This window comes from Halosimplex rarum (genome assembly GCF_047715405.1).
In the GTDB taxonomy this organism is placed as follows: domain Archaea; phylum Halobacteriota; class Halobacteria; order Halobacteriales; family Haloarculaceae; genus Halosimplex; species Halosimplex rarum.
This window is the reverse complement of the sequence record NZ_CP180412.1, coordinates 56,169-68,745: the sequence shown is the minus strand read 5'-3', so window position 1 is coordinate 68,745 and position 12,577 is coordinate 56,169. Positions and strand designations below refer to the sequence as shown.

General features: G+C 68.6%; 9 protein-coding genes. All 9 read right to left on the bottom strand.

Features of this window, described 5'->3' with window-relative positions; genetic code table 11:
- Nucleotides 1-226 precede the first annotated feature (226 nt).
- Nucleotides 227-1,045 carry an ABC transporter permease gene (locus ACMGFH_RS00305; protein ID WP_415380782.1) on the bottom strand — a complete coding sequence of 273 codons (819 nt, stop codon included), beginning with the start codon at nt 1,043-1,045 and terminating at the stop codon, nt 227-229.
- Nucleotides 1,042-1,851 carry an ABC transporter permease gene (locus ACMGFH_RS00300; protein WP_415380781.1) on the bottom strand — a complete coding sequence of 270 codons (810 nt, stop codon included), beginning with the start codon at nt 1,849-1,851 and terminating at the stop codon, nt 1,042-1,044. Before ACMGFH_RS00300 ends, ACMGFH_RS00305 begins: the two co-directional genes overlap by 4 nt.
- The gene (locus ACMGFH_RS00295) at nt 1,848-2,762 is read right to left on the bottom strand and encodes an ATP-binding cassette domain-containing protein (RefSeq protein WP_415380780.1); all 915 of its coding nucleotides are present in this window, start codon (nt 2,760-2,762) and stop codon (nt 1,848-1,850) included. Before ACMGFH_RS00295 ends, ACMGFH_RS00300 begins: the two co-directional genes overlap by 4 nt.
- A gap of 107 nt (nt 2,763-2,869) precedes the next feature.
- A complete protein-coding gene (locus ACMGFH_RS00290) occupies nt 2,870-3,667 on the bottom strand; it encodes a hypothetical protein (protein ID WP_415380779.1) in 798 nt (265 codons plus the stop codon).
- Nucleotides 3,668-3,677: 10 nt separating this feature from the next.
- Nucleotides 3,678-4,508, bottom strand: a complete 831-nt coding sequence (locus tag ACMGFH_RS00285) for a 2,3,4,5-tetrahydropyridine-2,6-dicarboxylate N-succinyltransferase (RefSeq protein WP_415380778.1) — start codon at nt 4,506-4,508, stop codon at nt 3,678-3,680.
- Nucleotides 4,509-4,568: 60 nt separating this feature from the next.
- Nucleotides 4,569-5,333 carry a 4-hydroxy-tetrahydrodipicolinate reductase gene (gene dapB / locus ACMGFH_RS00280; protein WP_415380777.1) on the bottom strand — a complete coding sequence of 255 codons (765 nt, stop codon included), beginning with the start codon at nt 5,331-5,333 and terminating at the stop codon, nt 4,569-4,571.
- A complete protein-coding gene (gene dapA / locus ACMGFH_RS00275) occupies nt 5,330-6,256 on the bottom strand; it encodes a 4-hydroxy-tetrahydrodipicolinate synthase (protein ID WP_415380776.1) in 927 nt (308 codons plus the stop codon). The genes dapB and dapA overlap by 4 nt, the downstream gene beginning before the upstream one ends.
- Before the next feature lie 311 nt (nt 6,257-6,567).
- The gene (locus ACMGFH_RS00270) at nt 6,568-7,788 is read right to left on the bottom strand and encodes a winged helix-turn-helix transcriptional regulator (protein ID WP_415380775.1); all 1,221 of its coding nucleotides are present in this window, start codon (nt 7,786-7,788) and stop codon (nt 6,568-6,570) included.
- Nucleotides 7,789-8,003: 215 nt separating this feature from the next.
- On the bottom strand, nt 8,004-12,539 hold the full coding sequence (gltB, locus tag ACMGFH_RS00265; protein WP_415380774.1) for a glutamate synthase large subunit: 4,536 nt from the start codon (nt 12,537-12,539) through the stop codon (nt 8,004-8,006).
- Between the last annotated feature and the right edge of the window lie 38 nt (nt 12,540-12,577).

Below are 12,577 nucleotides of genomic sequence, written 5' to 3'. Positions count from 1 at the left end.
CTGCGGCGATCGGTGTGAAAATAGAACTGGCGCTTCAGCCGGCCGTTCCCGCAGAACGGGGCGGGCGACCCCTCCAGCGGATCCGCACCGAGACGCATCCTCGGACCATCCCCGATATCGGTCTCGCTGCTCCCGTAAGCCCTCTATTCTGACACCCGCTTCGCGAACCGCATGCGCCGTCAACAGTCCGCGAAGTCCGCGTTTCCGCCGGAGTCCGGTTCGAGGGTTATAAATCGTCGTCCCTGAACCGGTAGTAGCCGACCGCGAGCGGGACGGCCGTCCAGAGGGCGAGGATCGCGATCGCCGCCCACCAGTCGACGTAGACGGGAACGCCGTCGGCCACGTAGCGCGCCGACCGGTCGACGTCGAACCCGGCTCGGATCAGGCGACCGTACGACTCGCCGGGACCGAACAGCCGGAACAGCAACGCCCAGTCGGGCATGTCGCTCAGGACGGCGAACTGGAACCGGTGGAGGAAGAGCATGACCACGGAGTGGACGGTCCCCCAGAGGTTCACGGCGAGCATGTATCCGCCGAAGGCGCCGAACGTGATCCACCGGTCGGCCGTCGTCGACATCGAGAGACCGATCGCGGTGCCGAGGAACGCCACCCCGTAGAGCGCGGACGCGAACAGGAACCACGGGTACAGCGCCGCCCCGTCCGTCCCGTAGCGGACCGCGCCGACGATCCCGGCCGCGGTGAGCGCGACGAGCGTCGGCGCGAGCAAGACCACGGTCCGACCGACGAGCGTCCCGACGACGAGGTCCCGCCGAGAACAGGGGAACGACAGCGCGAGGAACAGCCTCCCGCTGTCCCGGTCGTCGGAGATGGACTTGTAGCCCAGCAGCAGGGCGACGATGGGCAGGACCGCGGCGACCACGCCGGTGAGCCCGTTCAGGAACGCCGGGAACGACGCGGCCCCCAGGTAGGAGTGACCGAACGCGTAGCCGACCGAGAGAGCCGTCAGCAGCGCGAACAGCAGCCAGATCGTCTTCGACCGGCCGGCGTCGCTGACGTCTTTCCGCGCGACGTCGGTCCAGCTCACGAGAGATCCCTCCCGGCGAAGCGCGCGTACGCGAGTCCGAGCGGCCCGACGACCCACAGCGCGAGCAGGGCGAGCGCGACCCACTCGCCGAGATACCACGCCTCACCGGCGCTGCGACTCGGGTCGACGAGCCCGGCCGTGGCGCGCGTGAAGACGCGACCGGGTTCGAGCGCGAAGACGAACTCCGCGGCGCCTGGCAGGCCCTCATCGGCCAGTCCAGCGGCGCTCAGTCCGAGCGCGAGCGCCCGTTCGAGCGTGTCCCACATCAGGACGAACAGGAACAGGAGCGCGAACCCGAGGACGAGCGCGCGCCGCTTGGTCGCGACCGCGAGCGAGACGGCGACCCCGATCCCGCACCAGACAGCGCCGTACGCGACGGCCAGAGCGACGAAGACCAGGAACCGACCGAGCGCGAGCTCGCCGAACGGGTAGACGACCAGCGCGCCAGCGACGGCGAGCGCTGCGACGAGCGTCCCGGCCAGGACGCCGGTCCGGCTGACGTACTTCCCGAGGACGACGTCCCAGCGGCTCTGCGGGAGCGACAGCGCGAGCCGGATCGCCCCCGACTCGCGGTCGCTCACGACCGCGTTGTAGCCGAGCAGGATGCCGACGAACGGGACCAGCGTCGTCAGTATCCCCTGCACGAACCCCGGGAACCGCGCGGTCGTGTACGGTTCAGTCCCGATCACCGGGTAGAGGTAGCCGGCGAGGACGACGGCGAAGCCGACCAGCCCGAGCAGGATCTTGACCGATTGCGCGCCGACCGTGAGCGCACCGTCCTGGCGGGCGACGGAACGCCACGTCATCGCTGACCGGACCCGGTGTACTCGATGAACATGTCCTCGAGCGAGGCCTCCTCGGTCCGGAAGTTCACCACGTCGACGCCCGCGTCGTGCAACTCGACGAGGATGTCCATCTTCGCGTCGTTCGTACACGTGACCTCGATCGTCGACTCGTCCTGTGCGACCACGGTCTCGACGCCCGCGACGGACTCGATCCTGCCCAGGACGCCGTCCTCCAGTCGGTCGAGCGTGATCACGAGTTTCGTCCCGCCGCCCAGCGACTCCCGGAGGCCCTCGATGGTGTCGACGGCGACGAGTTCGCCGTCCTGGAGGATGCCGACGCGGTCACAGACCGCCTCGACCTGTTCGAGGATGTGGCTGGAGAAGAAGATGGTCGCGCCGCGCTCGTTCTCCTCGCGGAGGATCTGTCGCATCTCCGCGGCGCCGTTGGGGTCCAGCCCCGTGCTCGGCTCGTCCAGCAGGAGCAGGTCCGGTTCGCCGACGAGCGCCATCCCGAGCACCAGCCGCTGGGCCATCCCTTTCGAGTAGTCGCTGGCCTCGCGGTCGGCGTCGTCGAGGATCCCGACCCTATCGAGGATCTCGCTGGGGTCGGCCTCCGCGTCCTTCGTGCGCATCGCGTACTCGATGTGCTGGCGGCCGGTGAGCCGCTCGAACACCGAGTAGCCCTCCGGCAGGACGCCGATCCGCCCGCGCGCCGCGGTGCCGTCGCCCTGGCAGTCGTGTCCGAATATCTCGGCGGACCCCTCGGTCGGCTTCACGAAGTCGAGGAGGACGTTGATGAACGTCGACTTGCCGGCGCCGTTGGGCCCGAGGAAGCCGAACGTCTCCCCTTCCTCGACGGTCAGGTCCAGACGGTCCAGCGCCGTCTCCGTCCCGTACCGCTTCGTTACCTCGTCCGCATCGATAGCTACCATGTCCGTGTACTGTGCCACCGGGGTATTAATACCGAGAGAAGAATTTCAGGGCCAGCAACTCGTCGATCTCACCGCATCGCACGACGATCCGTCCCGGACGGCGTCGCTCAGACCGACGACTCTCCACGGGCGAACGCGGCGAACGTCTGGCTGTCGACGTCACACCGGACGGCCGGCTTGAATCCGCCGAGGTGAGCGCCCCGGTCGCCCCCGGACTGCGGGCGCAGCACCTCCGAGACCGCCTCGTCCATGTAGTAGTTCGGGCCGTGCCGACTGTCGCTCAGTCGGACCGCCCGGTCGAGCAGGCCGCCGGGTTCGCGTCCCGGGACGATCACCACGGACCGCGGTCGCTCCGTGAGATCCACGTCGTGAGCGTACAGGTCACCGTGTTCGGCGAAGCGCTTGGCATGAGCGTTTCCGGGGTGCTCGTCCAGCAGCGTCGCTTTCTCCGCGTCGTCCGCCTCCGGGTCGACGACCACGGGCGACTCGGCGACGGTGAAGTACCCGAACAGGTAGCGGTGTTTGTACTCGGAGTCGGGACCCGGGAAACCGCCGTAGAAGGCCACTGCGTCGCCCGGTTCGAGGGCGCGGAGTGCCGCGACGTAGCCCGGCCGGGGTTCGCCGTAGGTGAGCGCCTCGAAGTTGGGGTCGCGGTGGACCGGCCGGTCGCGGATCGCCTCCGGGTCGGTGATCCACTCGCCGTCGCTCCCCGGGCGGATACCGTCGAGCAGGTCCGCGAGCGGCCCGTCCCGGTGTCGACAGCCGAGGGTCCCGTAGGTGGCCGTCTCGCTCGTCGCGCCTTTCTCGGGGATGGGAACGTACTCGAACCGACCGTCGGTGCCCACCCGGGGAACGGGCCGGACGTTGCCGGTGTCGGCGCCGACACCGCAGAGGACGACAGTCAATGGAGTCGATCTACTCCCGCAGCGCGTCCTCGCGCTCGGTCGCCTCTAACGTCTCTTCCTCGACGCTCGTGGCGACGACCGCCGGCTTGTACGCGCCGCCGTCGATGAGGTCGTGGTCCGAGACCGACGACTCGACGAAGCGAGTGAACGCGCGGCGCTCCGGCGGGAGTTCGCCGTAGAGCACCTCTTCCTCGACCAGGTCGTAGACCGGGATCCGAGGTGTGAGCAGGGTGTTCTCGCCGACGACCGAGTTCTCGCCGACGACGAACCCCGAGGTGACGCGACAGCCAGCGCCCAGCGAGACGCCGTCCTCGACGATGACAGGCGCGTCCTCGACCGGTTCGAGCACGCCGCCGATGAGCGTGTTCGCGCCGAGTTTCACGTCCGACCCGATCTGCGCGCAGGAGCCGACCGTGTCGCAGGAGTCGACAAGCGTGCCGTCCCCCACGTGGGCGCCGATGTTGACGAACGCCGGAGACATGAGGATGGCGTCGCTGCCGACGTAGGCACCGCGACGGATGACCGTCCCGTCAGGCGTGTTGCGGGTGCCGCGCTCGGCGAGGTCGCCCGTTTCGCGCAGCGGGAGCACGTCGTGGTAGGTCACGTCGCCGTACTCGCGGGCCTCCGTCTCGCGCAGGCCGAAATTCAGGAGGATGCCCTGCTTGACCCACTCGTTGGCCTCCCATCCATCACTACCCTTCTCGGCGGCGCGGACCTCGCCGGCTTCGAGCGCGGCGAGGAACGCCTCCAGCGTCGCGAGGTGGTCGTCGGTCGCGTCGGCGGCCGTCAGGCCGTCCTGCTTCTTCGCCCAGAGGTCCTCGATATCGGCTTGCAGACTCATTGGACGGCCGTTCACGCTCCGCCGTAATAGCGACCGTGGTCTGGAGTCCGGTCGGCTCCGTCAGTCCGCGTCGATGACCTCGTCGAACTCGTGCCAGCCGTCGCCCTCGTCGGCGAGCCAGACGGCTGCGTCGAGCGCCCCGGCAGCGAAAACGGCGCGGTCCTCGGCGCGGTGCGAGAGCGAGACCACCTCGTCGTTGCCGGCGAGGACGAGTTCGTGCTCGCCGCGGACATCCCCCGCGCGGCGGGCGAAGACGCCGATCTCGTCCGCTTCGCGCGGGGCGTGGCCCTCGCGCCCGTAGACCGGTTCCACGTCCCGCTCCTCCTGGATGGTTTCGAGAATGGTGTTCGCCGTCCCGGAAGGCGCGTCGACCTTGCCGTTGTGGTGGGTCTCCATCAGTTCGAGGTCGTACCCCTCCAGCGCGCCGACGGCTTCCGTGACCGTCCGGAGGAGTACCTGGATCCCGCGCGAGAAGTTGGTGGCCTTCAGCACGGGAATCTCGTCGCTGGCCGCTTCGAGCGCGTCGAACCCCGTGGCGTCGAAACCGGTCGTCCCGACGACGAGGGCGACGTCCTCCTCGACGCAGGCGTCGACGATACCGAGCGCGGCCTCGGGCGTCGAGAAGTCCACGACCGCGTCGGGGTCGTACTCGGCGAGCGCGTCCGGAACACTCGCCGCGCCGACGACCGGAACCCCGTCGACCTCGCCGGCGTCGCTCGCGTGGAAGCCGACGACGACCTCCACGTCGTCGCGTTCGGCCGCCGTCTCGATGACCGTCCGACCCATCCGTCCCGCCGCGCCGTTGACCGCGATTGCCGTCGTCATCGCTCTAGTTCGGCGTACTCGTCCTCGTAGTCGAAGGTTTCGGCTTCCAGGTCGTCGAGCACCGCTTCGAGGTCGTCGCGGTACTCCTCGGACAGACGAGTCAGCGGCGAGCGCATCCGCGCCGGACCGTAGCCGCGGATCTGCATCGCTTCCTTGACCGGGATGGGATTGGTCTCGACGAACAGTTCGCGGAACAGCGGGCCGAGACGGTGGTGGATCGCGCGAGCGCGCTCGAAGTCACCTGCGAGCGCCGCGCCGACCATCGCACAGGTCCGCTCGGGTTCGACGTTGGCCGCGACGCTGATCGCGCCCGTCGCACCCACCGAGATCATCGGCAGGGTCATCCCGTCGTCGCCCGAGAGCACGTCCAGATCGGTGTCTCGCGTCCGTTCGATGATCTCGCTGATCTGTCCCATGTCGCCGCTGGCCGCCTTGTACCCCTGGATGTTCGGATGCTGGGCGAGTTCCTCGACCGTCTCGGGCTCGATGTTCTGCCCGGTGCGCGAGGGGACGTTGTAGACGATCTGTGGCAGGTCGACCTCGTCGGCGATCCGCTCGTAGTGGTCGACGAAGCCGCGCTGTTCGGGCTTGTTGTAGTACGGCGAGATGAGGAGGAGCGCGTCCGCGCCGGCCTCGGCCGAGCGCCGGGAGAGCGACAGGGCCTCGCGGGTGTTGTTCGAGCCCGAGCCGGCGATGACTGGCACGTCGTCGACGGCGTCGATGACCGCTTCGACGACCTCGATGTGTTCGTCGTGGGTCATCGTCGCCGACTCGCCGGTCGAGCCGCAGGGGACGAGGCCGTCGACGCCCGCGGCTTCGAGCCGCTGGGCGTCGCGTCGGTGCGTTTCGAAGTCGATGCCGCCGTCGTCGTGGAACGGCGTGCACATCGCGGGGTACACGCCGCGGAACTGGAACGTCGTCATTGGGGTTGAGTTCGCGTCGGTGGGTGATAGGCTACCCGGGATCGGTCGTCGGGTGCGAGGCGCGACCAGCGAGGGAGCGCCTCGATTGTGAGCGGGGAGCGCGAAGCGCGACCCGCGAGCAGTGCGAACGGCCGGGGGCCGGCCCGCGACGAGGACGCCACGCTCGCCGGGAGCCGCTCACGACCGTTTGCGTTTCGGAGAATCGGCGGACACGCCGGGCTCGTCGGCGACTGCGGCCGTGACTCCGGCGTGGAACATACGCGAGAGACTGACAGCGAGTGACTTAGTGGTTGCGGACGAGCGCTCCTCGCTCACTCCATCAGCGACCGGAGGACTTCCAGTTCCTCCTCTTCGGTCAGTCGATCGGACTCCAGACAGGCGTGGACGACCTTGTGCGCGAGCGCCGGCGAGAGCGACAGCGCTGCTCCCGCCTCGGCCTCGGTGTCGTCCAGCCGCGACTCGATCGACGCCAGCCGGTCCTCGACGGCGGCGAGTCGACGGTCGGTGGTCCCGGCCGGCGCCGCGTCCTCGGTACCGGGGTCACCGCCGCCGGCGCCCGGCCCGGACTCGCGGCGAGCGACCGCCCGCGTCGGCGCCGACTCCGCGTCGCAACCCGTGGACTCGGCGGACATCGGCGACTCCGTGTCGGTCTCGCTGGCGGTCGGTACCGTTCGTTTGTCCCTCTCCGGCGTCGTCGACTGCTCCTCACGGCTCGCGACCTGCTCGTCGCCGAAGACCGACTCGGCGAAGGCGCGCCTGTCGCTCCACTCGAATCCCGGGATCGCGTTGAGCCGGCGACAGACCGTCGCTCGCGTGACGTCGAGTTCCTCCGCGAGGTCGCCCTGCGAGGCGTCCGGGCGCTCGTACAGCGCCCTGAGCGTCCGACGCTGCTTGTCCGACAGCGACTGGATCTCCGGCGGAGCGTCAGATTCGCGCGAATCGTCGTCCGTGGTCGCCGTGTCGTCCGTGGTCGCCGTGTCGTCGCCAGCAATGGCAGCATCGTCCGTAGCGGGTTCCTCGTTGTCGACTCCACCGCCAGTGTCGGTGTTTTCGTCCGCGAGGGTCTCGCCCGTCGAAGCGTTGTCAATAGTGGCGGTCTCTGCATCGGTCTCGGTCGTGATGTCAGTGCCCATCGCGGTATCGTCCGTGGTAGTAGCGCTGTCGTCCGAGGCGGTGGAAGTGTCGTCCGCGGTAGTAGCGGTCTCGCCCGTGGCAGTGGAGGTGTCGTCCGGTGCAGCGGCGGTGTCGTCGGAATCGCTCGCGTCGCTCGACGCGCCGTCGGCTGTGACGTGGCCGCCGGCGCCGTCGTACTCGGGAGAACCGACCGCATCGCCGTGCCCCCCGGTGGAATCGGTTTCATTGCCGGGGTCGCCGTACTCGTCGAGGACGCGCTCGACGAGCGTCGGCGACGCGCCGCTGACCTCGTCGGCGATGGCCTCAAGCGACGCCTCCGGGTCAGAGGCCGCGACGTCGAGGATCCGCCTGTGAATCATCGCTCGCGGCTGGTCGCGTCCGCGGTCCGCGCTACTCATTGTTTATACTACAGTTAGCGCTCTCGTATAGAACTTCCGTTTCAAGTAAATATGTAAACATCAAATGACTACGGACTAATTAATTCCGATCTCCATCTAACCGGAACCAGAGAAAGTAGAGATCCTACTCGTCAGCACAGTATACCCGGAGTGGCGAGAGAATCCGTAGTTCGATCCGGCAGAGCGGAGAGAAGTAATAGCGACCGACTGGATCGTCAGTCGTCGGCCTGGCCGTGGCTGGGGACGCCGGTGTCCGAGGCCGGTGCGGCGGGGGCCGGCAGATCGGTGCGGACGTCCGCGCTCTCGCGCTCCTCGATGATCTCGGCGTACGCGTCGGGCAGCACCTTGGTGAAGTTCGCGAGCTCCGCGTCCCAGTCGTCGAGCAGGTCGCGGGCGCGCTCGGAGTCGGTGTACTCGGCGTGGTTCTCGACGAGGCGGGTGATCATCTCGCGGTCGCGTTCGTCCAGCGTCGGATCGATCGAGACCATCCCCGTGTTGGCCTTCCGGGCGAACCCGCCGTCGGGGTCGTAGACGTAGGCGACGCCGCCGGACATCCCGGCCGCGAAGTTCTTGCCCGTCTCGCCCAGTACGACGATGGCGCCGCCGGTCATGTACTCGCAGCCGTGGTCGCCGACGCCCTCGACGCAGCCCTTGACGCCGGAGTTGCGGACGGCGAAGCGCTCGCCCGCCATGCCGTTGACGTAGGCTTCGCCCTGGGTCGCGCCGTAGAGGGCGACGTTGCCGATGACGACGTTCTCCTCGGCCGCGTAGTTGGCGTTCTCGGGCGTCCGGACGAGGAGCTTCCCGCCTGAGAGCCCCTTGCCGACGTAGTCGTTCGCCGTGCCGACGAGATCCATCGTGATCCCGTGCTGGAGGAACGCGCCGAAAGACTGGCCGGCGGTCCCCTCCAGGCGCACGTCGACGGTGTCGTCCGGCAGCCCCTCGCCGCCGTAGCGCGCGGAGACCTCGTTCGAGAGCGTCGCGCCGACCGCGCGGTTGACGTTGTCTACTTCCGTCGAAACGGCGACGGGTTCACCGGATTCGAGCGCCCGCTCGGCCTCCTCGATGAGGTCCCAGTCCAGCGCGTCGGCGACGTCGTGTGTCTGCTCGCGGGTCTTGTAGCGGTCGTCGTCGCCCGCGGGCTCGGCGATGACCCCGGAGAGGTCGACCTTCTTCGCCTTGGGCTGGCTCACGTCGGTCCGCTGGGCGAGCACCTCGGGCCGGCCGACCATCTCGTCGACGGTCTCGAAGCCGAGTTCGGCCATGATCTCCCGCAGTTCCTGGGCGACGAACGTCATGTAGTTGATGACGTGCTGGGGCTCGCCGGGGAAGCGGTCGCGGAGCTTCTCGTTCTGCGTGGCGACGCCGACCGGACAGGTGTTCTCGTGGCACTGGCGGGCCATCACGCAGCCGGAGGTGACCATCGACGCGGTCCCGAAGGCGTACCCCTCCGCGCCGAGCAGGGTGGCGACGGCCACGTCGCGGCCGGTCTTCATGCCGCCGTCGGAGGTGACCTCGATGCGCGAGCGCAGGCCCGTCGCGCGGAGCATCTGGTTGGCCTCGGCGAGGCCGAGCTCCCACGGCAGACCCGCGTTCTTGATAGAGGTCTTGGGCGACGCACCGGTCCCGCCGTCGTGGCCCGAGATGTGGACCTTGTCGGCGTTGGCCTTGGCGACGCCGGCCGCGATGGTACCGATACCGTCCTCGGCGACGAGTTTGACGTTCACGTCGGCGTCCGGGTTGGACGCCTTGAGGTCGTGGATGAGCTGCTTGAGGTCCTCGATGGAGTAGATGTCGTGCAACGGCGGCGGCGAGATGAGGCCGACACCCGGCGTCGCGTAGCGGATCTGGGCGATCATCTCGTTGACCTTCTTGCCGGGGAGGTGCCCGCCCTCACCGGGCTTGGATCCCTGTGCCATCTTGATCTGGAGCTCGTCGGCCTCCGAGAGGTAGTGGCTGGTAACGCCGAAGCGGCCCGAGGCGACCTGCTTGGTCTTGCAGTTCTTCTCGGTACCGAAGCGCTCGGGCGGTTCGCCGCCCTCGCCGGTGTTGGCGTGGGCGCCCAGCCGGTTCATCGCGATGGCGTTGTTCTCGTGCATCTCCGGGGAGAGGCTCCCCAGGCTCATCGCGGCCGTCTCGAAGCGCTTCACGATGTCTTCGACGGGTTCGACCTCCTCGATGGGGACCGGCTCGCGGTCCGAGTCGAACTCCAGCAGGCCGCGCAGCGTCTGGAGCTGTTCGTTCTGCTCGTTGATCTCGGCGGCGAACTCCTTGTAGCGCTCGTAGTCGCCGGTGCGGACCGCCTGCTGGACCTTGCCGACGGTGTCGGGGTTCCACTGGTGGTGGATGCCGCCCGTCCGGTTCTCGAACTCGCCCTGGCGTTCCAGGTCCGGGTCCTCGCCCCAGGCGACTTCGTGGCGGTCGAGCAGGTCCTCCTCGATCTCTTCGAGGCCGATGCCCTCGGTGCGGTTGGCCGTCCCCTCGAAGTACTCCGCGATGAAGTCCGAGGAGAGGCCGACCGCCTCGAAGATCTGGGCGCCCTGGTAGCTCTCGACGGTCGAGATGCCCATCTTCGCCATCGTCTTCAGGAGGCCGTCCTCCAGCGCGTTGACGTAGGCGTCGATGGCCATCGAGAGTTCTGCGCCGTCGGGACCGGCGACGAGGTCCTCGATGGTCTGGTAGGCCAGGTAGGGGTTGACCGCGCCCGCGCCGTAGCCGACCAGCGTCGCCACGTGGTGGACCGTCCGCGGATCGCCGGACTCGACGACGAGGCCGACGTGGTTGCGCAGGCCGTTGCGGACGAGGTGGTGATGGATGCCACCCACCGCGAGGAGGCTCGGGATGGCGACGCGGTCGGCACCTCCGTCGCGGTCCGAGAGGACGATGACGTCGTGTTCGGTCGCGGCGTCCGACGCTTCCTCGCGGGCCGCCTCGACGGCCTCGCGCAGGTCGACGTCGTCGGGGTCGTAGCTGATGTCGACGATGGCCGAGGACATGCCGTTCTCGTCTAGGTCGCGGATCGCCTCGGTCTGCTGGTCGGTCAGGATCGGCGAATCGACGACCAGCTGGCGGGCGTGCTCGGGCGACTCGTCGAGGAGGTTGCGCTGGTAGCCCAGCCGCGACTCCAGCGAGGTGACCAGTTCCTCGCGGATGTAGTCCAGCGGTGGGTTGGTCACCTGCGCGAACAGCTGCTTGAAGTAGGTGAACAGCGGGCGGTTGAACTGCGAGAGGACCGAGAGGGGCGTGTCGTCGCCCATCGACCCGACGGGGTCCTTGCCCTTCTCGGCCATCGGCTCGATGAGGTGGTCGACCTCGTCGTACGTGTAGCCGTACTGGGCCTGGTAGGCCCGCAGCTCGTCGAACTCGTGGGCGGGTAGGTTGTCGTCCTCGGGGTTGATGTCGGCGAGGTCGATCTGGTTCTCCGAGACCCACTCGCCGTACTTCTCGTCGGTGAGGTCCTCGAACACCTCGTCGTCGGGGACGACCCGGCCCTCGTCGGGGTCGGCGAGAAACAGCTGACCGGGCTGGAGGCGTCCGCGCTCTTCGATCTCGGCCGGGTCGGTGTCGAGTGCCCCTGCTTCCGAGGCCATGACGAGCGTGTTGTCGGTGAGCACGTCGTAGCGGCAGGGTCGCAGGCCGTTGCGGTCGAGGACGGCGCCGACGCGGTCGCCGTCGGTGGCGGCCACGAGCGCGGGGCCGTCCCACGGCTCGACGAGCGACGCGTGATAGTCGTACCAGTCGCGGCGGCCACCGGTCACGTCGTTGGCCTCGCCGCGCCAGGCCTCGGGGATGAGCATCCGGAGCGCGTGGGGCAGGTCGCGGCCTTCGAGCATGAGGAGTTCGAGCGCGTTGTCGACGCTCGCGGTGTCGGACTGCTCGGGGTCGTCGATGATCGGTTTGAGCTTGTCCACGTCGGAGAACGCGTCAGAGTCCAGGTCCGTTTCCCGCGCGCGCATCCAGTTGATGTTCCCCTGGATGGTGTTGAACTCGCCGTTGTGGATGATACCGCGGTAGGGGTGGGCGAGGTGCCACGCGCCGAGCGTGTTCGTCGAGAAGCGGGCGTGGACCATGGCGAAGGTGGTGTCGACGCGCTCGTCGGTCAGATCGGGGTAGTAGTCGGCGACCTGCTCGCCCTTGAGCAGGCCCTTGTAGACCACGGTGTCGGCGTCCAGCGAGACGACGTAGAAGCGCTCGTGGCCCGCGGGCTCGGTCTCTTCGACGTGCGTTTCGAGGACGCGACGGGCGGTGTAGAGCTGCCGGTCGAACTCGTCGCCGGTCAGTCCGTCGGCCGACTCGACGAACGCCTGAACGACCTCCGGTTCGGAGTCGAGCGCCGTCTGGCCGAGTTCGGCGTTGTCCGTCGGGACCGTCCGCCACGCCAGCACGTCGAGGCCCTCGTCGGCGAACTGCGACTCGACGATCGACTCGAGCTCGTCGCGCGCGTCGGCGTCGTCGCTCGGGAGGAAAAACGAACCGACGGCGTACTCGCCGGGAGTGAGACCCGCGTCGACCTCGTCGGCGAAGAAGTCGTGGGGCGTCTGGATCATGACGCCCGCGCCGTCGCCCGTCGACTCCTCGGCCCCGGTCGTGCCGCGGTGTTCGAGGTTCTCCAGCAGTTCGAGTCCGTCGGAGAGGACCCAGTGCCCACCGTCGCCGTCGAGGTCCATCACGACCCCGACGCCGCAGTTGGACCGCGCGTCGGCCGGGTCCGCCAGCCGGTGGTCCCCGTCGTCACGAGAGAATCCGCTCATGTGCTTGGGTGCTACCCGACACCCCGATAAAACGCTTG

What these genes read in the sequence shown, in the direction of transcription:
- ACMGFH_RS00300 (WP_415380781.1), bottom strand. Translation starts at nt 1,851, where the DNA reads ATGACGTGGCGTTCCGTCGCCCGCCAGGACGGTGCGCTCACGGTCGGC.
- ACMGFH_RS00295 (WP_415380780.1), bottom strand. Translation starts at nt 2,762, where the DNA reads ATGGTAGCTATCGATGCGGACGAGGTAACGAAGCGGTACGGGACGGAG.
- ACMGFH_RS00285 (WP_415380778.1), bottom strand. Translation starts at nt 4,508, where the DNA reads ATGAGTCTGCAAGCCGATATCGAGGACCTCTGGGCGAAGAAGCAGGAC.
- dapB (WP_415380777.1), bottom strand. Translation starts at nt 5,333, where the DNA reads ATGACGACGGCAATCGCGGTCAACGGCGCGGCGGGACGGATGGGTCGG.
- dapA (WP_415380776.1), bottom strand. Translation starts at nt 6,256, where the DNA reads ATGACGACGTTCCAGTTCCGCGGCGTGTACCCCGCGATGTGCACGCCG.
- ACMGFH_RS00270 (WP_415380775.1), bottom strand. Translation starts at nt 7,788, where the DNA reads ATGAGTAGCGCGGACCGCGGACGCGACCAGCCGCGAGCGATGATTCAC.
- gltB (WP_415380774.1), bottom strand. Translation starts at nt 12,539, where the DNA reads ATGAGCGGATTCTCTCGTGACGACGGGGACCACCGGCTGGCGGACCCG.